The 20874-nt window shown below is 67.3% G+C and carries 18 protein-coding genes and 1 pseudogene; 10 read left to right on the top strand and 9 right to left on the bottom strand.

Features of this window, described 5'->3' with window-relative positions; genetic code table 11:
• The first annotated feature begins 3 nt into the window (after positions 1-3).
• The 9 genes and pseudogenes from IT779_RS05640 to hpf all read left to right on the top strand — a co-directional run bounded on the left by IT779_RS05640 (position 4) and on the right by hpf (position 11157).
• Positions 4-1161, top strand: a complete 1158-nt coding sequence (locus IT779_RS05640) for an alkane 1-monooxygenase (protein WP_196148094.1) — start codon at positions 4-6, stop codon at positions 1159-1161.
• Between the two features lie 56 nt (positions 1162-1217).
• Positions 1218-1964: an esterase/lipase family protein gene (locus IT779_RS05635; RefSeq protein WP_196148093.1), complete on the top strand. Its 747-nt coding sequence runs from the start codon at positions 1218-1220 to the stop codon at positions 1962-1964.
• 99 nt (positions 1965-2063) lie between these two features.
• Complete coding sequence (gene ahcY / locus IT779_RS05630) at positions 2064-3548, top strand: adenosylhomocysteinase (protein ID WP_196148092.1); 1485 nt, start codon at positions 2064-2066, stop codon at positions 3546-3548.
• Between the two features lie 102 nt (positions 3549-3650).
• The gene (locus IT779_RS05625; protein ID WP_196148091.1) at positions 3651-4298 is read left to right on the top strand and encodes a dTMP kinase; all 648 of its coding nucleotides are present in this window, start codon (positions 3651-3653) and stop codon (positions 4296-4298) included.
• Positions 4299-4376: 78 nt separating this feature from the next.
• Entirely contained in the window at positions 4377-5054 is a 678-nt protein-coding gene (mtrA, locus tag IT779_RS05620; protein WP_198428203.1) for an MtrAB system response regulator MtrA, read from the top strand.
• 104 nt (positions 5055-5158) lie between these two features.
• Positions 5159-6802: pseudogene (mtrB, locus tag IT779_RS05615) on the top strand (MtrAB system histidine kinase MtrB); the annotation flags it as partial.
• A gap of 461 nt (positions 6803-7263) precedes the next feature.
• Entirely contained in the window at positions 7264-9069 is a 1806-nt protein-coding gene (lpqB, locus tag IT779_RS05610; RefSeq protein ID WP_332838674.1) for an MtrAB system accessory lipoprotein LpqB, read from the top strand.
• A gap of 496 nt (positions 9070-9565) precedes the next feature.
• Positions 9566-10210 carry a ComF family protein gene (locus tag IT779_RS05605; protein ID WP_196148090.1) on the top strand — a complete coding sequence of 215 codons (645 nt, stop codon included), beginning with the start codon at positions 9566-9568 and terminating at the stop codon, positions 10208-10210.
• 323 nt (positions 10211-10533) lie between these two features.
• Entirely contained in the window at positions 10534-11157 is a 624-nt protein-coding gene (hpf, locus tag IT779_RS05600) for a ribosome hibernation-promoting factor, HPF/YfiA family (protein WP_408637734.1), read from the top strand.
• 53 nt (positions 11158-11210) lie between these two features.
• On the opposite strand, the gene IT779_RS05595 is transcribed toward hpf, so the two are convergent.
• From IT779_RS05595 to IT779_RS05580, 4 genes are all read right to left on the bottom strand, one after another.
• Positions 11211-11738 carry a zinc metalloprotease gene (locus IT779_RS05595; protein WP_196148089.1) on the bottom strand — a complete coding sequence of 176 codons (528 nt, stop codon included), beginning with the start codon at positions 11736-11738 and terminating at the stop codon, positions 11211-11213.
• 53 nt (positions 11739-11791) lie between these two features.
• A complete protein-coding gene (locus IT779_RS05590) occupies positions 11792-12217 on the bottom strand; it encodes a hypothetical protein (protein WP_196148088.1) in 426 nt (141 codons plus the stop codon).
• Positions 12218-12230: 13 nt separating this feature from the next.
• Positions 12231-12920, bottom strand: a complete 690-nt coding sequence (locus tag IT779_RS05585) for a helix-turn-helix domain-containing protein (protein WP_196148087.1) — start codon at positions 12918-12920, stop codon at positions 12231-12233.
• Positions 12921-13226: 306 nt separating this feature from the next.
• The gene (locus IT779_RS05580; RefSeq protein WP_196148086.1) at positions 13227-13721 is read right to left on the bottom strand and encodes a hypothetical protein; all 495 of its coding nucleotides are present in this window, start codon (positions 13719-13721) and stop codon (positions 13227-13229) included.
• A 287-nt stretch (positions 13722-14008) separates the two neighbouring features.
• Here IT779_RS05580 and IT779_RS05575 point away from each other — a divergent pair, with 287 nt between their 5' ends.
• Positions 14009-14917 (top strand): type IV toxin-antitoxin system AbiEi family antitoxin, encoded by a 909-nt coding sequence (locus tag IT779_RS05575; protein WP_232541464.1) that lies wholly within the window; start codon positions 14009-14011, stop codon positions 14915-14917.
• Positions 14918-15440: 523 nt separating this feature from the next.
• Here IT779_RS05575 and bluB read toward each other — a convergent pair.
• The 5 genes from bluB to IT779_RS05550 form a co-directional block, all read right to left on the bottom strand.
• The gene (gene bluB / locus IT779_RS05570) at positions 15441-16088 is read right to left on the bottom strand and encodes a 5,6-dimethylbenzimidazole synthase (RefSeq protein ID WP_196148085.1); all 648 of its coding nucleotides are present in this window, start codon (positions 16086-16088) and stop codon (positions 15441-15443) included.
• A 50-nt stretch (positions 16089-16138) separates the two neighbouring features.
• A complete protein-coding gene (locus IT779_RS05565; protein ID WP_196148084.1) occupies positions 16139-17389 on the bottom strand; it encodes a fatty acid desaturase family protein in 1251 nt (416 codons plus the stop codon).
• A 129-nt stretch (positions 17390-17518) separates the two neighbouring features.
• Positions 17519-18970, bottom strand: coding sequence for a fatty acid desaturase family protein (locus IT779_RS05560; protein ID WP_196148083.1), 1452 nt, complete (start codon positions 18968-18970; stop codon positions 17519-17521).
• Positions 18971-19065: 95 nt separating this feature from the next.
• On the bottom strand, positions 19066-20202 hold the full coding sequence (locus IT779_RS05555; protein WP_196148082.1) for a ferredoxin reductase: 1137 nt from the start codon (positions 20200-20202) through the stop codon (positions 19066-19068).
• A 93-nt stretch (positions 20203-20295) separates the two neighbouring features.
• Positions 20296-20829 carry a DUF6912 family protein gene (locus IT779_RS05550; RefSeq protein WP_196148523.1) on the bottom strand — a complete coding sequence of 178 codons (534 nt, stop codon included), beginning with the start codon at positions 20827-20829 and terminating at the stop codon, positions 20296-20298.
• Between the last annotated feature and the right edge of the window lie 45 nt (positions 20830-20874).

The raw sequence follows: 20874 nt of genomic DNA, 5'->3' as shown, positions 1-20874 counted from the left end.
AACGTGCAATCGGTTGGCAAACCGACGGGGTCACTCGATCCCAAACGCCACCTCTGGGTGCTCGGTCTGCTTGCTCCGGCATCGGCTCTGCTCCCGTCGCAACTGGTGACGCACACCGGTCTGGCGTTCTTCTGGTGGATCGGTCCGATCATCGTGCTGATCGTCATCCCCACCCTGGACCGGCTGATCGGCGACGACGGAACCAATCCGCGCGACGAGGACTACGAGCGCCTGTCCAACGACCGGTACTACCGGTGGTGCACCTACCTGTTCCTGCCCATCCAGCTCATCGGACTGATCATCGCGAGCGCCATGTGGGCCGGCGATGACCTGAGTCTCGCCGACAAATTCGGACTCGCGGCCACCCTCGGATTCGTCAGTGGCATCGGCATCAACGCCGCGCACGAACTCGGGCACCGGGTCGAGCACCTGGAGCGGTGGCTGGCGAAGGTGGCGCTCGCGCAGTCCGGTTACGGCCATTTCTTCGTCGAGCACAACCGAGGCCATCACGTGCGCGTCGCCACACCCGAGGATCCGGCCAGCGCCCGGCTCGGCGAGTCGCTGTGGGAGTTCTTGCCGCGCAGCGTGATCGGCGGATTCCGGTCGGCGGTGGCGTTGGAGCGGGAGCGGCTCGGTCGCCTCGGCAAGCGCTGGTTCGACCCGCGCAACCACATCCTGCAGGCGTGGGCGATGACGCTGGCGCTGTTCGCGACCCTGACCCTGCTGTTCGGCCCTCAGGTGCTGCCATGGCTGCTGTTGCAGGCCGTGATCGGCGCGGCGCTGCTGGAGACGGTGAACTACGTCGAGCACTACGGCCTGTTGCGCGAACGCCGCGCCAACGGCCTCTACCGGCGGTGTTCGGCGCGCGACAGCTGGAACAGCGACCGCCTGGTCACCAACGTCTTCCTGTTCCACCTGCAGCGGCACAGCGACCACCACGCCAACCCCGGTCGCCGCTATCAGACGCTGCGCTCCTCGGCGCAGGCGCCGCAACTGCCCGCGGGCTACGCGACGATGATCGTGCTCGCCGCCATCCCCCCGCTGTGGCGTTCGGTGATGGACAAGCGGGTGCTCGCGCACTACGAGGGCGACATCACCAAGGCGAATGTGTTGCCGCGCAAGCGCAGGCGTCTGCTCGCGGTGCGCCGCGCGGTGGCCTGACGCCCGGTTTCCGGCACGGTTGACGCCGCGCCGGAAGGTTAGGTTAGGCTCGGCTAATGCTTCAGAGGTTGCTGGTGCTCGCCACCGCCGCCGCGGCCGTCGTCACCCCGTTCGCCGCGAACCCGTCCGCGCACGCCGCCGACGCACCGCGCGCGGTCGTGATCTTCGTGCCGGGCCAGTCCGTCGGACCGCTGCCCTACGAGCCGATGGCCGCGTCACTGCGCGCCGACGGATACGCCACGCGCGTCCTCGACCTGAATGGCTTCGACATGACCGCCGACGCCGTGGCCATCGCCCGAGCGGTGGACACCGCGCGCGGCGAGCATCCGAAGGCGCCCGTTGCCCTGGTCACGCACAGTGTCGGCGCGGTCAGCGGGCGCCACTACCTGCGTGAACTCGGCGGGGCCGACAAGGTCGCCACCTACGTCGCCATCGGTGCGCCGCAATACGGATCACCGGCAGCCTGCGGACAGCCGGTCGGCGCCGAGGTCTGCCCAGGCACCGAATTCATGACGAACCTCAACCGCGGCGACGACACCCACGGCGCCACCGCCTACTACTCGATCCGCAGCGAACGGGAGTGGACCGACGGGCGCCTCGACGGCGGACAGTGCAGGCTCACCCCGTTCCCCACCCTCGGCAACGGCGGACTCGACCACTCCCTCGAACCGCTGATCCCCGCCGTCGAGACCCAGGTGCGCGCGGCCGTCGACGGCGTCTGCGCCGGCGAGTACGCCGACGAGCCCGACGGCGCGGTCACCGCCGAATCGAGCCTGTGGCCCACCGGCATTCCCTACAGCTGACTCACCGGCCACCACCCGGTCCGTCCGCCGAACGCCGCCGGGACGCGACGGACTAGCCTTGCCATCGAAACCAATTCACCGAGAGGCTGAGCCAGGCGCATGACAACCTCAGAACTTCCCGCACGCACGTCCCTGACCGCCGATGTCCGCAACGGCGTCGATTACAAGGTGGCGGATCTGTCGCTGGCAGATTTCGGCCGTAAAGAGATCCGCCTGGCCGAGCACGAGATGCCCGGTCTGATGGCGCTGCGCCGCGAATACGCCGACGTGCTGCCGCTGCAGGGCGCGCGCATCTCGGGTTCGCTGCACATGACGGTGCAGACCGCCGTGCTGATCGAAACCCTCGTCGCGCTCGGCGCGCAGGTCCGGTGGGCCTCCTGCAACATCTTCTCCACCCAGGACCACGCCGCCGCGGCCGTTGTGGTCGGCCCGCACGGCACCGTCGACGAGCCGAAGGGCACCCCGGTCTTCGCCTGGAAGGGCGAGAGCCTCGAGGAGTACTGGTGGGCCGCCGAGCAGATGCTCACCTGGCCGGGCGAGCCCGCCAACATGATCCTCGACGACGGCGGCGACGCCACCATGCTGGTGCTGCGCGGCGCGCAGTTCGAGAAGGCGGGCACCGTGCCGCCCGAGGACGATGACCACTCCGCCGAGTACAAGGTGTTCCTGAACCTGCTGCGCGAGCGCTTCGAAACCGACAAGGGCAAGTGGGGCGCCATCGCCGAAGCGGTCAAGGGCGTCACCGAGGAGACCACCACCGGCGTGCTGCGGCTGTACCAGTTCGCCGCCGCGGGTGAACTCGTGTTCCCGGCGATCAACGTCAACGACTCGGTCACCAAGTCGAAGTTCGACAACAAGTACGGCACCCGCCACTCGCTCATCGACGGCATCAACCGCGGCACCGATGTGCTCATCGGCGGCAAGAAGATCCTGATCTGCGGCTACGGCGACGTCGGCAAGGGCTGCGCGGAATCGCTTGCCGGACAGGGCGGCCGGGTGCAGGTCACCGAGATCGACCCGATCAACGCGCTGCAGGCGCTGATGGACGGCTACGACGTCGTCACCGTGGAGAAGGCGATCGCCGACGCCGACATCGTCATCACCTCCACCGGCAACAAGGACATCATCACCCTCGACCACATGAAGGCGATGAAGGATCAGGCGATCCTCGGCAATATCGGCCACTTCGACAACGAGATCGACATGGCGGCCCTCGAGCGTTCCGGCGCCACAAAGCTCACCATCAAGCCGCAGGTCGACCTGTGGACCTTCGGCGAGTCGGGCAAATCCATCATCGTGCTGTCGGAGGGCCGCCTGCTCAACCTCGGCAACGCCACCGGACATCCGTCCTTCGTGATGTCGAACAGCTTCTCCAACCAGGTCATCGCGCAGATCGAGCTGTGGACCAAGCCGGAAACCTACGACAACGAGGTGTACCGCCTGCCCAAGCACCTGGACGAGAAGGTCGCGCGCATCCACGTCGAGGCGCTCGGCGGCGAGCTCACCAAACTCACCAAGGACCAGGCCGAATACATCGGCGTCGACGTCGAGGGCCCCTACAAGCCCGACCACTACCGCTACTGAGCGCGAGCGCCTCGCCGGGGACACTCGGCGGGGCGCGCCCTGTCCGGCGGACTCGCCGGACCCGGTCGAGCCGTGCGCGCGGGCGCGGGTACATTGCTCCGCATGGGAGCGCTGGTATCGGTCGAAGGACTCGACGGAGCTGGTAAGCGGACGCTGATCGACGGCGTCGGCGCGGCGTTGCGCGCGCGCGGTCTGCGCGTGGCTACGCTGGCTTTTCCGCGCTACGGCGCCTCGGTGCACGCCGATCTGGCAGCCGAGGCGCTGCGCGGCGGCCACGGCGATCTCGTCGACTCGGTGCACGGCATGGCGTTGATGTTCGCACTGGACAGGGCGGATTCGCGGCAGGAGCTGTCGAACCTGCTGGCCGACAACGACATCGTGATCCTGGATCGCTATGTCGCCTCCAACGCCGCGTATTCGGCCGCGCGGTGCAAGGAAGCGGCCGACGGTGAAACCGTCGGCTGGGTGGGCGAATTGGAATTCGATCGGTTCGCGCTTCCGGTGCCCGCGCTGCAAGTTCTGCTCGAAGTGCCCACCGAGGTCGCGGCGCGGCGGGCGCGCTCGCGCGAGGAATCCGATCCCGCGCGCGCACTCGATGCCTACGAACGCGATGGCGGACTACAGGATCGAACCGCGACGGTATATCGTGACCTGGCCGAATCGAACTGGCGCGGGCCGTGGTGGGTATTCCGCTCCGGTGACGATCCGGCATCGCTGGCCGCGCGATTGGCCGAAATTGTTGCTGGATAAGGTTGGATGTGCGGCGGGTTCGCACCATTAATGGCGTGGCGGCCCGATCCTGGCCTGGGAGATGACAACATAGTAATTATGAAGCCGAAGATTCTGGTCGTCGACGACGATATGGCGCTCGCGGAGATGCTCACGATCGTCTTGCGCGGGGAAGGGTTCGACCCGCATGTGGTCGGCGACGGCACGCAGGCGTTGACCGCGGTGCGCGAGATCCGACCCGATCTCGTCCTGTTGGACCTGATGCTGCCCGGTATGAACGGCATAGACGTGTGCCGGGTGCTGCGGGCCGACTCGGGCGTGCCGATCGTGATGCTCACGGCCAAGACCGACACGGTCGACGTCGTGCTCGGTCTGGAGTCGGGCGCCGACGACTACATCGTCAAGCCGTTCAAACCCAAGGAACTCGTGGCCAGGGTGCGCGCCCGGTTGCGCCGCACCGAGGAGGAGCCCGCCGAACTGCTGTCGATCGCCGACATCGTGATCGACGTGCCCGCGCACAAGGTGAGCCGGGCCGGTACGCAGATCTCGCTCACGCCGCTGGAATTCGACCTGCTGGTCGCGCTCGCGCGCAAGCCGCGTCAGGTCTTCACCAGGGAAGTGCTGCTCGAACAGGTCTGGGGCTACCGGCACGCGGCCGACACCCGCCTGGTGAACGTGCACGTGCAGCGACTGCGGGCCAAGGTCGAGAAGGACCCGGAGAACCCGGAGATCGTGCTGACCGTACGCGGGGTCGGGTACAAGGCCGGACCGCCGTGACCGATGGCGAGGAGCGTCCCACGGACGCGTGGGGGGAGCACGACCGATCTCACGCGCCGCGTGGGTTCGGTCGTCGCATCGAATACGCGCTGACCTCGGTGGCGATGTGGTTCAAGGACGTCGGCACCGCACTCGGCCACCTGTGGCGACGGTCGCTGCAGCTGCGGGTCATCGTGTCGACGCTGACCTTGTCGCTGATCGTCATCACCATTCTCGGCGTCGTGCTCACCAGCCAGATCACCGACCGGCTGCTCGACGCCAAGATCAACGCGGCCGTCGAGGAGATGGACCGCGCGCGCAACACGGTGGAGAGCCAGCTCGCCGGTGTGCACGATATCGGTACCCAGCAGCAGCGCCTCGCCGATGCGCGCAACGCGCTGTCCAATCGCGGTGGCACCGGTCAATCCAGCGGTGTCGCGGGCAGTTTCGATTCCGCGCTGAGTATCGTCGGCGGCACGCCGCAGCAGCAGATCTCGGTGGGACCGATCAGCGAGATCCCCGAGGAACTGCGCCGATTCGTACAGCGCAATCAGGTCAGCTACCAGTTCGCGACGGTGTCGGATCCCGACGGGTACCACGGTCGCGCGCTCATCATCGGCAGTCCGAGCGCCGAGATTCCCACCCTGGAGATCTATCTGATCTTCCCGCTGGCCAACGAGGAACGCAGTCTCGCGCTCATGCGCGGCACCATGATGATCGGCGGATTGGTGCTGCTCGTGCTGTTGGCCGCGATCACCGCGCTGGTCACCCGCCAGGTCGTGCTGCCGATCCGTTCGGCCGCGCGCATCGCGAGCCGATTCGCCGACGGCAGGCTGAAAGAACGCATGCTGGTGCGCGGCGAGGACGATATGGCGCGGCTGGCGCAGGCGTTCAACGAAATGGCCGAGAGCCTGTCGAATCAGATCACCCAATTGGAGGAATTCGGCAATCTGCAACGCCGCTTCACCTCCGATGTGAGTCACGAATTGCGCACGCCGTTGACCACGGTGCGCATGGCGGCCGACCTGATTCACAGCAGTAGCGACGAACTCGATCCGGCATTGGCGCGCAGTGCCGAACTGCTCGTCACCGAATTGGACCGTTTCGAGGGTCTGCTCAACGATCTGCTCGAGATCAGCCGTCACGACGCCGGTGTCGCCGAATTGCAGATCGAATCGTTGGATGTGCGCATGTGCGCGCGGGCCGCCATTTCCACGGTCCGGCATCTGGCCAAGGACGCAGGCATCGAAGTGGTGGTCGATCTGCCCGAGGAACCGTTGGTGGCCGAGGTGGATCCGCGCCGCGTCGAGCGGGTGCTGCGCAATCTGCTCGCCAACGCCATCGACCACAGCGAGGGCAAGCCGGTCCTGATCCGCATGCGCGGCGACGGCGAGGTCAACGCGGTCGCCACGGTGGTGCGTGACCAGGGCATCGGCCTGCGTCCCGGCGAGGAGAAGTTGGTGTTCAACCGCTTCTGGCGCTCCGACCCGTCCCGGATGCGCCGTTCCGGCGGCACCGGACTCGGGCTGTCGATCAGCGTGGAGGACGCGAACCTGCACGAGGGCCGGTTGGAGGCGTGGGGCGAACTCGGCCTAGGCGCGAGCTTCCGGTTGACGCTGCCGCTGGTGCGCGGCAAGAAGATGGGGGCGAGTCCGTTGCCGCTGGAACCGGTCGGCCGTCGTTCGCGACCCGCCGATCCGGATCCGGCCGAGAACGCCGACGAGGCCGCGGTCGCGGACGATTCCACGGTCGCGGGTGATCCTGCGGCTGCGGACGATTTCATGACTGCGGGCGGCGCTGCGGTTGCGGACGATTCTGCGGCTCTGGATGATTCTGCGGCTGCGAGCGAATCCATGGTCGTGGGCGAGCCTGCGGCGCTTGGCCTCGACCATCCAGCGGCTGTGGACGATTCCGCGACCGTGGGTGATTCTGCGACCGTGGGTGATCCTGCGGCTGCGGGTGATCCTGCGGCTGTGGGCGATTCTGCGGCTGCGGGTGATCCTGCGGCTGTGAGAGATCCTGCGACAAAAGACGACTCCACGACTGAAAAGGGTTCTGCGGTTGTGGAGGATGCCGCGGTTGTGGAGGGATCCACGGTCGAAGCGGAGTCCGCACCCACGGCGGAGCCGAGGCCCACCGACGAGTCCGCTCCCGATTCGGCGGGCAACGGCGTTGCCGCCGCATCCAAGCAGCCCGCCGACGACCGAGTCCGTGAATCCGGAGACACGCAGTGAGGACCACCCACCACCGAGGCCGGAGCCGATCATCCCTGCTGATCGGCGTCTTCGCGCTGGTGGTCGCCATGCTGAGCGGATGCGCGAGCCTGCCGGAGTCCTCGGCGCCGCAGGCGTTGGGGACCATCAACCAGCAGCCGACCTCGGAGGGGCCGATGCCGCCCGCCGTCGGCCGCGATCCAGCCCTGCTGCTGCGCGATTTCCTCCAGGCCACCGCCGACCCCACCGACCAGCACGCGGCCGCACGGCAATACCTGACCCCGACTGCGGCGCAACGCTGGGACGACACCACGAGCACCGTGATCGTCGACCGGCCCGACACGCTGTTCGAGTCGCGCGCCGACGACGCCGCCACCTACCGCATCCGCGCGCAGAAGGTCGCCGAGATCGCGCCGGACGGCGCCTACCGGGCGATGGAGGGGCCGCCGCTCGAGTACAAGATCGAGATGAACCGGATCGACGGTGAATGGCGTATCGCCGAATTGCCCGACGGCGTGGTGATGGACGAATCCGCCTTCGCCAAGTCCTACCGCCGCTACGCGCTCTACTTCGCCGACCCGAACGCCACCTCCGTCGTACCCGACCTGCGCTGGGTGTCCGCACCGAAGAATCAGCTGACCCAGCGGCTGCTCGACCTGATCACGCAGGGACCGCAACCGGGTCTCGCGCCGGTCGTCCGCAACAATCTCGCGCCGCCGGTGAGCGTGCGCACGCCGATCACCAAGGTCAACGGCGATCCCGGGGAGGTCGGCGTCGGAATCGGTGGCGTGCGGCTGGATTTCCTCGGCGCCGCCGCGCTCGCGCCACGCGATCGGGAACTGCTCGCCGCCCAGGTGATCCTGACCTTGGCCAGGGCCGACATCCTCGGGCCTTACGTGCTGCTCGCCGACGGCAAGCCGCTGGACGACCGGTACGCCAACGGCTGGACGGTGGCCGACGTGCAGCAGTTCAGTCCCGAGGTCATCGCGCAGAACCGGGTCGGGCTGCACGCGCTGCGCGAAGGCGGTCTCGTCCAGGTCAGTGCGGACGGAATCACCGAGGCGCCAGGCTATTTCGGCGCGGTGCGGAATCTGCAGTCGGCCTCGCTCACCCCGGACGGGCAGTTCGTCGCGGCCGTCGCCGACGCCGGACGCCCACCGCCGGAGCCGCCGCGCACCCTCATGGTCGGCAATTACGGCGGCACCCAGTTCCCGGTCGCCGAGGGCACGACCATCAGCAGGCCGTCATGGACCGCCGACGGCAGCGCGGCGTGGTCGGTCATCGACGGCGAGCGGGTCATCAGGGTCGTCAACGACCGGGGCACCGGCACGGTCTCGCTCCAGGATGTCGACATCTCGGGCCTGACGACCGGGTCGAACGCGCTGCGCCTGCCGATCACCGAGATCAGGATCTCGCGCACCGGGGTGCGGGTGGCGATCATCGCCGACGGCAAGGTCTACGTCGCGGTGGTGGTGCGGCAGCCGGACGGGAAGTTCGCGCTCACCTCGCCGATGCCGGTCGCCGTCGATGTCAGCACCCCCGCGGTCTCGCTGAACTGGCTCGGCGGCGACACCGTCTTCATCGCCTTCCAGGGCAATGTCGACCCGGTGCGCACGGTGCAGATCGACGGGTCGGGCCTGCTGCCGCTGACCAACCGCAACCTGACCGCGCCGGTGCGCTCGGTGAGCGTCTCACCGGAACACCAATACGTGGCGGATTCGCGCGCCGTCCTGGAGTTGACCAGCACACCCGACGGCGGCGAACCCTACTGGCGCGAGGTGCCGGGGTTGGGAGCCAACGCGGTGCCGGTGCTGCCCGGCTAGAAAGCGGCAACTGCCGGGCTTACTTTGGGCTGGTGCTTCGGATGTGGACTCGGGCGATGCGAGCCCAGCTGACCGAGGTGCCGGGGCCGGGGGCGACGCGGTGCGGTGCTGTCGGGCCTGTGTGCGTCGCACGGGGAGATCCCGCCGTGCCGAGCCATGCCGCACCCGAGGAGCGGCGCGACCCGCGTTTGTCGGTGCTCGGGGCGGACTCGGTGATGCGAGCCCTGCCGGCGCGAGGTGCCGGGGCCGGGAGGCGAACGCGGTGCCGGTGGCCGGGCTAGCAAGCGGCAACTACCGGGCTTACTTTGGGCCGGTGCTCGGATGTGGACTCGGGCGATGCAGCCCCAGCTGACGCGACGTGCCGAGGCCGGGACTGACGGGGTGCCGGTGCTGTCGGGCGTGTATGCGTCGCACGGGGAGATCTTGTCGCGCCGAGCGACTGCCCCGAGGGACGGCATGACCCGGGTTTGTCGGTGCTCGGGGGCAGACTCGGGCGATGCGAACCTTGCTGGATCTGATCCTGCCGGTCGAATGCGGCGGTTGTGGCGGTGCGGGCTTCCGGTGGTGCGCCGGGTGCGCGGCGGCGTTGGCGGGTCCGCCGGTGCGGGTGCGGCCGCGGCTGGATCCGGGGGTGCCGTGCTGGGCGCTGGCGCCGTACGCGGGTCCGGCGCGGCGCGCGGTGGTCGCGGCCAAGGAACGAGGCCGTCGGGATCTGGCTGAGCCACTCGGGCGGGCCGCGGCCGCCGCGCTGACCCGCCTGCGGACGCCGGGGCGCACGCTCATTCTGGTGCCCGCACCGAGCCGGGCCCGTTCGGCGCGGCGGCGCGGGGGCGATCCGGTGTTGCGCGCCGCACTTGTCGCGCAACGGTGGCTGCCCGATAGCCAGGTCCTATCGATCCTGCGGATGCACCCCGGCGTGCGCGATTCGGTCGGGCTCACCTCCGGGCAGCGACAACGCAACCTCCAGGGGCGGATCGCGGTGCTCGCGACAGCGGGACATGCCGCGATACACGGCGGAAACATCGAGGTAGTGCTCGTCGACGACGTGCTGACCACCGGCGCGACCGCGCGCGAATCGGTGCGCGCACTGACCCGGACAGTCGGACCGCCGCGTGGCGTCCTGGTGACGTGTGCCGCTTGAATCCGAGAAATTTGCGTGAACAGTGGCGGACTGTCCATCCGCGTACTAGCGTCGCGTTCACACACCCGAACCTGGAGTTGGGAGGTGGCGCCTCGGACAACATCGTGCCGGGCACCGCCGCGCGGCGGACAGTGATACATGCCTCGGCACGGCTCAACCCCGCCGCACGGGTATTCGGTCCGTGCGGCCAGATCCGGGAGGTACGCGTGACGACTTCTTCACGTCCTTCAGTGAAAGACGCAGAACCATCGGTATCGGATTCCGGTGCCGTCGATGTCAAGGAAAAACCCGCGCCGGACCAGGAACGGGCCCCACGTGCCGACATCGTGGTCAAGGGCCGCAATGTCGAGGTGCCCGATCACTTCCGCGTCTATGTCGCGGAGAAACTCTCCCGCCTGGAGCGGTTCGATCCGTCGATCTTCTTGTTCGACGTCGAACTGTTCCACGAACGCAACCGTCGTCAACGCAAGAGTTGCCAGCGCGTCGAAATCACCGCGCGCGGAAAGGGTCCCATCGTCAGGGCCGAAGCCTGCGCCGACAGTTTCTATGCCGCTTTCGAGTCGGTGACGGCGAAACTGGAGAGCCGGTTGCGCCGCACCAAGGACCGGCGGCGTGTGCACTACGGCGAGAAGACCCCGCTCTCGGTCGCGGAGGCGACCGCCGACCTGGTCGACGATCAGCTTTTCGCCCACCTCAACGGCGCCGCTCACGAACATCCGGGCGAGCGCGCCGACGAATCCTCGGAGTCGCTGGATTACGCGGCCGGACCCGGCCATATCGTGCGCACCAAAGTGCACTCCGCGATACCGATGTCGGTCGACGACGCCCTGTACCAGATGGAGCTCGTCGGGCACGATTTCTTCCTGTTCCATGATCGCGAGACCGACCGCGCGTCGGTCGTATACCGCAGGCACGCATTCGATTACGGCCTGATCCGGCTCGCGTGATCGGCTGAGCGGCCCGGCCGGACGCCGATCCGGCCGGGTTCGCGCCGATCCGGTCAGCGCCTGCGGTCGCGGAACAATGTCCTGTGCAGCAAGGACTCTCGGCGCTGCGGGCGCACCGCCTGCAACATCACCAGATCGGCGAAGGTTTCGGCGTCGCGTTCGCGCGCGCTGCCGTAGTCGGTGCGGCCGAGGACGTGGCGAATGGATTCCGGACTGATCGATGGCAGTAGTTCACTGACCACGTCGAGTGCGCTCGCGGCCCTGGTCGGCGCGTCATCGGCGGTCGGGTCGGGTCCGTGGCCGAGCAGCATGTGGCCGAGTTCGTGGGCGACGATGTGCTCGGCATGCCATTCGGTGGCGTCGGCGCCGTAGACGATGACATCGCTGTCCTGTTTGGCGATCCACAGTCCGCTGCCGGTGCCGCAGCCCGCGCCCGCCAGCGCCGAGGTGTCCACCGGCTGCAAAGTGATTGCGCGGCCGCGGAATTCGGCCACGGCATCCAGATAGGCGCGCAGATTCCACGGGTGCGGAACGGGGAGGTCTCGGGACAGCTCCCGGAATCGGGTGTCCAGTCCGGCCATGCGACGCGATCTCCTACAGCAGCTCTGGGATCCCTCCCGTGTAGGTAGCGATGTTACCGACTCGGAGGTCCGAGTCGCTCGGTGCTCTCGATGAGATCCGCGAGCCGCGCCGGGTCGACGTCGGAGCCGCGCAGAGCGATACTCGCGACATTCGCGTCGCGCATGGTGGCGAGCAGTTCGAGTTCGCGGTCGATGGCGACGGCGGCGGCGCCGGTGGTGGTGAGGTAGTCGGGTTTGACGCCGAAGCATCCCGCGATGGCGGCGAGCAGTTCGGTGTCGGCGCCGTGCTCGTCGTATCCGCCCGCCCGCATCCGGTCGATGTGCTGGGCGGGCACCGTGCGCCGCATGGCCGCGCTGACCTGTTCGGCCACCGAGGCGGTGCTGCGTTCCGGCGCCGAGCGCGGATGCATGGTCTCGAACAACCGGTTGATCTTGCGACTGAGTTTCAGCCGGTCGCGCGCGATCGGATCGTCGGACATCTCCACCACCATCTCACTGTCTCCCGTTGCGTGGCGAACCGTTGGCGGCCAGCCATCGGCTCCGGAATCGGGCCTCCGTACTCGCGTCGATATCGGTGACGCGACTTGCCAACCAGCGCCGATAGCGACGCTCTTCGATCTCGGCGGAATCACTCACCTCGGCGGGCACCTCGAGTAGGTGCGCGAAGGCCATCTCGACCAGCGGATGCAGATCCCGCCCAGGGCCGCCGTTGCGTTCCAGCATCGCGGTGGCATATCTGGCGGACAGCCGTGACACCACGCCGTTGAGGTCGGCGACGGCCGCGACCACGTGCGGTTCGGCGGTGTGCCCGCGTTCCACGGCGTCGTTGAGCCGCCCCGAGGCGGCGAGCAGCGCGGTCAGGTCGGAGAGTTCGAAGCGTATCGAATCCGGTCCCGAGACCACCGACGCGTCCTCGACGACGGGTTCCACCCGCTCCTCGGTGGGGCTGCCACCGGCATAGGTGCGCGCCGCACTGCCCGGCCGCCACCGCAGCGGCGCGTCGAGTTTGTTCAGCGTATGGACACTGATCGCGGCTTCCCCGTCTTCGATCTTCCTGATCGTCGGAGCCGACGGTCCCCCGAGGTCGCCGATCTGCATCTGAGTGAGGCCGAGTTCGTCCCGGCGTTCCTTGATGATCCGGCCGAAGCGCTTCTGCCGCGACAGCTCCGAAGTGCTCTGCATAGTGGGCCTCATCGTAGAGCGCAGCCAGATCAATGACAAGTTGATAGAAACAGTTTGAAAAGTTCGTAGAAATATTGCTACTGTTTCGGCGGTGCCCAAGCAAGTGCCCAAGCGGGTTTCCGGGGGTGAGCAGGGGCATTCACCGGGACGGCGCCGACCCGCCACGCAACGGCGCGTGGCGGGCAGGGGAGCTCAGCGGATTCGGAGGGGATCGCTGAGCTCCCCGAATCTCGTTGCTCACCAATTCTTTCAGGATCAGCTGGGAGTCCGCCTGCGCGCTCGTCCGGCGAGATCAGGATTCCTCGTTCATCCGCGGATCACGATCTCGATGGAGTCGACGGAGACGCCGTAGGTCGCCGCGAGCCCGGCCTTCGCCTGCGCGATCGTGAGTCCGGCCGCCGCGGAGGTGGTCTCGCGTTCCAATTTTTGAAACTTCACCCCTTCCAGGTCGATACCCAAGGCATCGAGAGTGGTATAGCGAACTGGGTTGCGGTCGCCGCCCCACACTTCGGGCTGGGCGAGTGGAGCGTACTCGCCGATCTCGACCAGCCAGCGGTCTTCGACTCCGGGGTCGGTGGCGGGGCTGACGCGAGAGATCCGTCCGATGAGGAACGCGCTGCGGTGCGGGGCGACGCCGTCGGCGTAATCCTCGTAGTTGTGGGCGTTCTGGGTGCAGACGAGCCATTCGCACTTCTTGGCGCGCGAGGGGTCGAGCTTCCATGCCTGGGAGCCCCCTTCGCGCAAGATCTTCTCGAAGCTCTTCCCGGTGAAGACTACGACAGCGTTCTCGGCATCGCTCATAAAACTATAATAGCAACTATCCACGAAGTATGTGCAAAGTATAACTTTGTATCAACAATCTAGGTTCTCCGTGTGGTGCGGAATAGGGGTATTATCCGAACATGCCTGGTAAGGAGCTCGAGTCGCCCAGAAACGAACGCGAGGCGATCACCGCTGCCGCGAACGCCATCCGGGAACGGTTGCCACGGACCTGGGATCTGTCGATCGGCGAACCGCCTGCCCGCCCCGGCGCCCGCCTCTACGACGCGGAAATCAGGCTGACCGCGCCGAATGGGCTCGTCCTGGTCATGTTCGTCGAAGCCAAGAACATCGTGCGTCCGCAGGACGTCCACCGGTTGAGCGAACAACTCACCACCGCCACTTCGCGGCATCCTGGGAGCATCGGCCTCTTGGTCGCGCGGCATCTGTCCGTTTCGACGCAGCAACTCCTTCGAAAAACGGGCCTCTCCTACGTGGATGCGACCGGCAACCTGATGGTGCGCGCTGACGAGGCGGCCCTGTTCCTTTCGGCGGTCGGCGCTGAAACCGACCCGTGGCGCGGCCCTGGACGTCCGCGCGACACCCTCAATGGAGAACCGGCCGCGAAAGTCGTCCGTGCGCTGCTCGATTTCCGCGGACCGTGGAAGATCCGCCATCTCGTCGAGGCTGCGGAAGTCTCGACCGGTTCGGCCTATCGAGTGCTGAAGTTTCTCGAACAGGAAGCCCTGATCATCCGTCGGTCGAACGGTGTGGTCGTCCCGGATTGGGTAGCGCTGCTACGTCGTTGGAGCGAGGACTACCAGTTCCTGCACACGAACACCATCACGCGATGGATAGCGCCGCGTGGCCTGCCCGCGTTCTTGGACGACATCCGTCTCGCCGGCGTCACCGACTACGCGGTTACAGGTTCGGTCGCCGCTGCGACGTGGCAGTCCTACGCACCGCCTCGATCAGCGATGGTGTTCGTCACCGACCCCGAAACAGCCTCCGACGCTTGGAGATTGCGCGCTACCGATACCGGGGCCAATGTGTTGCTCGCCGTGCCCGCTTATCCTGTTCTCTTCGCCCGAAGCGGAAAAGGGTTCCAGGACATCAGAATCGCGGCACCGACCCAGGTGGCCGCCGACCTGATGACCGGACCGGGGCGAGGACCTTCGGAAGCACAAGAACTGCTCAACTGGATGGGGACGAATGAACAATCCTGGCGCCGCGATTGACAACCCGTTCGATCTGCTCACCCGTACACGTACGGTGCTACTCGATGCGCTCGAAGCCTTGGTCGACCACCGGGATGTGGTGATCGTGGTCGGTGCCCAAGCCGTCTATCTACACACCGGCGGAGTCGATGTCGCCATCGCCGAGGCCACCAAGGACAGCGACGTCGCCGTGGATACTCGCGACCTCGGGGGCGAGCCGACGATCAACGAAGCCATGGAAAAGGCCAACTTCGTCCTCAATCCGACGACACGCCAGCCCGGCGCGTGGATCAGTCCGGACGGGATCCCAGTGGACATCATGGTCCCCGAAGCCATCGCGGGAGGGGCAGGTAAGCGCAGCGTGCACCAACCACCCCACCACAAGATGGCGATGCGACGCGCTCGCGGCCTGGAAGCGGTTCGTAAATCGGGGTTCTGGTCCCTCGGGCAAGTCGAAATCGGTGCTTGCCGAAACCTTCAGGGGTCAGCCGGAGGTGGTCCCAGGCCGCTGTCGAGTAAGCCGGGTACACAACTCCAGGGACCGCTACGCCGACGGACCATCCATCACGGGCGCCGCCCGGAAGGTTTCGTGGTGGATGGCCTCGGTGAGGGGGCGGCCGGTGCGCCAGCCGAAGCGTTCCAGGTCGGGGACGGGTTGGAGGTTTCGGACCGGGCCTACGCATAGCCAGGCGACCGGGCGGATGCCGTCGGGGAGGTCGATCAGGGTGGAGAGGAAGGGCGGGTCGTAGAAGGAGACCCAGCCGACGCCGATTCCTTCGGCGGTGGCCGCGAGCCACAGGTTCTGGATGGCGAGTACGGCAGAGTAGACGCCGGTTTCGGCTACTGTCGCTCGGCCGAGGATCTGGGGTCCGCCCCGGGTGTCGTCGTAGGTGACGACGACGCCGGTGCCGCTCTCGGTGATGCCTTCGATCTTGATCGGATCGAAGATCTCGGCGCGGTCGGGCGGCAGGGCGTCGCGGAAGGCGACGCGCTGTTCGGCGACGTGGGCGGCGAAGCGGTCGAGCCGCGATCGGTCGCGCACGACCACGAAATCCCACGGTTGGGAATTTCCGACGCTGGGGGCGCGGTGCGCGGCGTCGAGGATTCGCCACAGGGTCGCCTCGTCCACGAGGTCTCCGGTGAATTCCGCGCGCACGTCGCGGCGGATGCGGATCGCCTCGTAGACGCTCATCTGATCGGCACACATGGGTCCCGAGTCAATCACCTCGGGTGCGCGGGACTTCAGCCGATGGGTACCGCGCGGGCGATGCGGCGGCGGCCTTCGGCCAGTGCGGTGCGCAGGCCGCGGCGTTTGCCGGTCACCGGGTCGAAGCTGGGGGCGGTGGCTCCGCCGAATTTGCGCTCCGAGGCGGTCTCGGGGGCGTCGTCGGCGGTGTGGCGCAGGTACTTGTTGGGCAGCGCCAGTTTCATGATGGTGCGCCACGCCTTGAAGTACTGCACCGGCAGCGAACCGGTGGTGTAGGGCAGGTCGTATTTCTCGGCAAGTTCGCGCACCCGCACCGCGATGTCGGCGTACCGGTTGCTCGGCAGGTCGGGGAACAGGTGGTGTTCGATCTGGTGGCTGAGGTTGCCGGTCATGAAGTGCATCACCGGGCCGCCGGAGATGTTGGCGCTGCCGAGCATCTGGCGCAGATACCATTCGGCCTTGGTTTCGCCGTCGATGTCGGCCTTGGTGAATTTCTCGGCGCCGTCGGGGAAGTGGCCGCAGAAGATGACCGCGTTGGTCCACACGTTGCGCACGATGTTCGCGGCCAGGTTGGCGGTGAGCGTGGACAGGAACGCGGGGCCGGTCAGCAGCGGGAAGAGCAGGTAGTCCTTGCCGACCTGTTTGCCGATCTTGGCGAGCACCTCACCGCGCTTGCGGTCGAATTCGGCGCGGGCGGGCGAGCCTTTCGGATACCGGCCCGCGGCGAGTTTGCCCAGTTCCATGTGCTGGATGGCGACGCCGTATTCGAAGAACATCTGCAGCAGCAGGTTGTAGGCGGGATTGCCGAGGTTGAACGGCTTCCAGCGCTGGTCGCGGGTCACCCGCAGCAGGCCGTAGCCGATGTCGTCGTCCATGCCGAGCACATTGGTGTACTTGTGGTGCAGGTAGTTGTGGGTCTGCTTCCAGTGCTTGGCGGGGCCGGTGTTGTCCCATTCCCAGGTGCTGGAGTGGATTTCGGGATCGTTCATCCAATCCCATTGGCCGTGCATGACATTGTGCCCGATCTCCATGTTCTCGATGATCTTGGCGGTGCCGAGCATGGCCACCCCCGCCAGCCACGCTGGCGGCAGGAAACTGGCGAAAAGTACCGCGCGCCCGCTGATTTCGAGGGTGCGCTGCAGTCGGACGACATTGCGGATGTAGCGTGCGTCCTTCGCGCCGCGGGAGGATTCGATCTCCCGCCTTATCGCGTCGAACTCCGCACCGAGCGCCTCCACATCGACCTCGGTGAGGTGCGCGTACTCCTTGACGTCCGAAATAGCCATGGTGGTTACACTACCGTAAGTTACGGAACCGTAGGTTGCGTGGGTGCGGACGGAGATGTGGCGATCACCGCATTGTGCGGTCGCTCGAAGAATGCTAAGCGACCCGGCGGACGCCGTCCACCCGACGGATCAGCGGATTCGCCGGATGCGGCGAAGTGACCTCTTGTGCCGACGGGTCGCCTGCTCGCTGCGCGCGCGTTCCTGGAGGGCGGCGCCCGCCTCGCGCAGCAACTCCTTCTCCTGCTGCGCCTTCTCCTTCAGCGCCGCCTTGGCTTCGCGCAGCACCTGCTTCTCGCGCTCGGCCTTCTCCCGCAACACCACCTTCGCCTCGGCCAGCGCCGAGCGCAGACCGCGCCGCCGACCGGTGGCCGGGTCCAGGATCACGCGGTGATTCTCGGGGCGCCAATGGGTTTCGGCCCAACGCTCGGTGGGCAACGAGGGCAGTGTGATGCCCGCGAACTTGCGCTCGGAGGAGGTCTCGGGGGCGTCGTCGGCGGTGCGCTTGAGGAAGCGGTCCGGCAGTGCGAGCTTGTGGATGGTGCGGAAGGCCAGTAGATACTGTTTGCCCAGCGAACCGGTGGTGTAGGGCAGGTCGTATTTGTCGCACAACTCGCGGACTCGCACCGCGATCTCGGCGTAGCGATTGCTCGGCAGGTCGGGGAAGAGATGGTGCTCGATCTGATAGCAGAGATTGCCGCTCATGAATGCCATCGCGGGCCCCGCCTCGAAATTGGCGCTGCCGAGCATCTGGCGCAGGTACCACTCGCCGGTGGTCTCGTCCTCGAGTTGTTCGACGGTGAACTTCTCCGCGCCGTCGGGGAAGTGGCCGCAGAAGATGACCGCGTAGGCCCACAGATTGCGAACCAGATTCGCGGTGGCGTTCGCTTTCAGCGTCGATTTCCACGCCGGACCGGTGAGCGCCGGATACAGCAGGAAATCCTTGGCGACCTGGCGCGCGATCTTGCGGCCGAATTCGCGGTTGGGCGTCGACATCAGCTCCCAGCGCGGCGTATCGGACAACTCCTTCTCGATACTCCAGTCGTGCAGGGCGATACCCCACTCGAAACTGGCGGCGAGCACCAGATTCGCCACCGGCTGCACCAGGTGCAGCGGACGCCACGGCTCGTCGCGGGTCATCCGCAGGATGCCGAAGCCGAGATCCTCGTCCTTGCCGAGCACGTTGGTGTAGGTGTGGTGCGAGTAGTTGTGCGCGCGCCGCCACTGCGAGGACGGCCCGGTCTGATCCCATTCCCAAGTGCCGGAATGGATTTCGGGATCGTTCATCCAATCCCATTGACCGTGGCTGATGTTGTGCCCGAGTTCCATGTTCTCGATGATCTTGGCCACCGAGAGCATCGCGGTGCCCGCCAGCCAGGCCCACCGGTTGCGGCTGCCGAACAGGATCGCGCGCGCGGCGACTTCCAGGCCGCGCTGCGCGGCGATGGTGCGGCGGATGTACTTCGCGTCCCGCTCGCCTCGCGACAGCTCGACGGACCGCTTGATGGAGTCGAGTTCGTGCCCGAGGGTCTCGATATCGGCGGCCGTGAGGTGGGCGAACGCCTTGATGTCGGTGATGGCCACCGGGGTCCCTTCTCTGGCTGGATACCCACGAGGGTACCCGCGATAGCGGTCGTGCACCGTAGGGGAGCGGACACCGTGTCCGGCTCGGTCGGGTCTCAGATATCGAGGGCGCAGTCGCCCGCCGCGGCCGAGATGCAGGTCTGCACCTTGTCGCCCTCGCGGCGTTCGTCGCCGTTGCGCAGATCGCGCGTGTGCCCGGAAGTGATGGTGACGACACAGGTTTGGCAGATGCCCATGCGGCAGCCGAACGGCATCACCACCCCGGCCGACTCACCCGCCTCGAGCAGGCTCGTCGCGCCGTCCACCGCGACGGACCTGTCGGAGCGCGCGAAGCTCACCGTGCCGCCCTCGCCCACCGCCGACCGCTCGATCTCGAACCGTTCCACGTGCAGCCGATCCGACAGTCCCGCCGCGCGCCAATGGGTTTCGATGTCGTCGAGCAGTCCGGCCGGACCGCAGGCCCAGGTCTCGCGCTCGCGCCAATCCGGAATCCGCGCGTCGAGTTCCGACAGCGCGAACTTGCCCCGCTCGGCCGTGAGATGCAGGTGCGAGGTGAAACTCGGGTGCCGGTCGTGTAGATCGCGCAACTCCCGGCCGAACATCACATCCTCGGGAGTGCGCGCCGAATGCAGGTGCACCACATCGGTGACGTTCTGTCGCCGGTCCATCGTGCGCAGCATCGCCATGACCGGGGTGATACCGCTGCCCGCGGTGAGGAACAACACCTTGGCGGGCGGCGGATCGGGCAGCACGAAACCGCCGCGCGGCGTCTGGAGCCGGACGATGGTGCCCGGCTGCACACCGCCGACCAGGTGGCTGGACAGGAAACCCTCCGGCATCGCCTTCACCGCGATCGAGATGACGCGCTTGCCCCCGTGGCCCGGCTCGGACCAGTTCGGCGGGCTGGTCAGCGAATAGGAACGCCAGTGCCAGCGCCCGTCGACCAGGATGCCGATGCCGATGTACTGACCCGGTTGATAGGTGAAGTCGAAACCCCAGCCCGGTTTGATGACCAGGGTGGCCGAATCGGTGGTCTCCGCGCGCACGTCGACGATGCGTCCGCGCAGCTCCCGCGCCGACCACAGCGGGTTGGCGAGGTGCAGGTAGTCGTCGGGCAGCAGCGGCGTGGTGACCCGCGCGACGGCGCCGCGCAGTACGTTCAACCGGCCGCCGCGCTCGGCGACGCTCGCGGCCGGAGCTTCCAGCCACTCGCGGACATTCTTGAAGACCATTCGGCGCCGTTTCGTCTCTCGTGTCGTGCGGCCGCGGTCGACGGCCGTCCCGAGCAAGGTTACGGCATCGTAGGTTGTGCGGGCGTAGCGAGGTCAGAGCAGGTCGAGCAGGAACGGCAGTTCCTGGGCGGCGTACCAGGCCAGCTGGTGGTCCTCGGCGTCGCCGAGCACGAATTCGGCGTCGGTGTCACCGAGATCGGCCGCGTCGACCACGTCGACGGCCTTGGCGACCTCGGGTTCGGCCTCGGCGAGGTCGACGTGCACCGAGGCGATCCTGCGGTAGGCGATCGGACCCGCGAGCTTGACCACCGCGTCGTCCAGATCGGGCCTCGGCTTCACCCCGGTCACGTCGGCGGCGATCACCGCGCGCCGATACACCGGACTCGTCGCCGCGGGCGCGTCGTCATCGGACGGTTCGCCATCGGCCGGGTCGGCGGGCGCGTTGGCGTACTCCTCGCGATCGGCGGCCAACAGACGCAGCGACGCTCGCGCCGCCTCCGCCATCGCGACCTCGGCCAATTCGTCGTCGTCACCGGAGGCGTACGCCTCGCGCAGCGCGGGCGTGACGGCGAAGGCGGTGCCGCCGAGCGGGAACATCTCCTGTTCGGCGACCAGGCGGCGCAGCATCGGCACCGTCGCCGGGATGTAGACCCGCGTGGTCTCGCGACCGGA

Origin of the sequence: Nocardia bovistercoris (assembly GCF_015674855.1) — a bacterium.
Taxonomy (GTDB): Bacteria; Actinomycetota; Actinomycetes; order Mycobacteriales; family Mycobacteriaceae; genus Nocardia; species Nocardia bovistercoris.
Note: the sequence above shows the minus strand (reverse complement) of the source record. Positions and strands in the feature narration are given on the sequence as shown.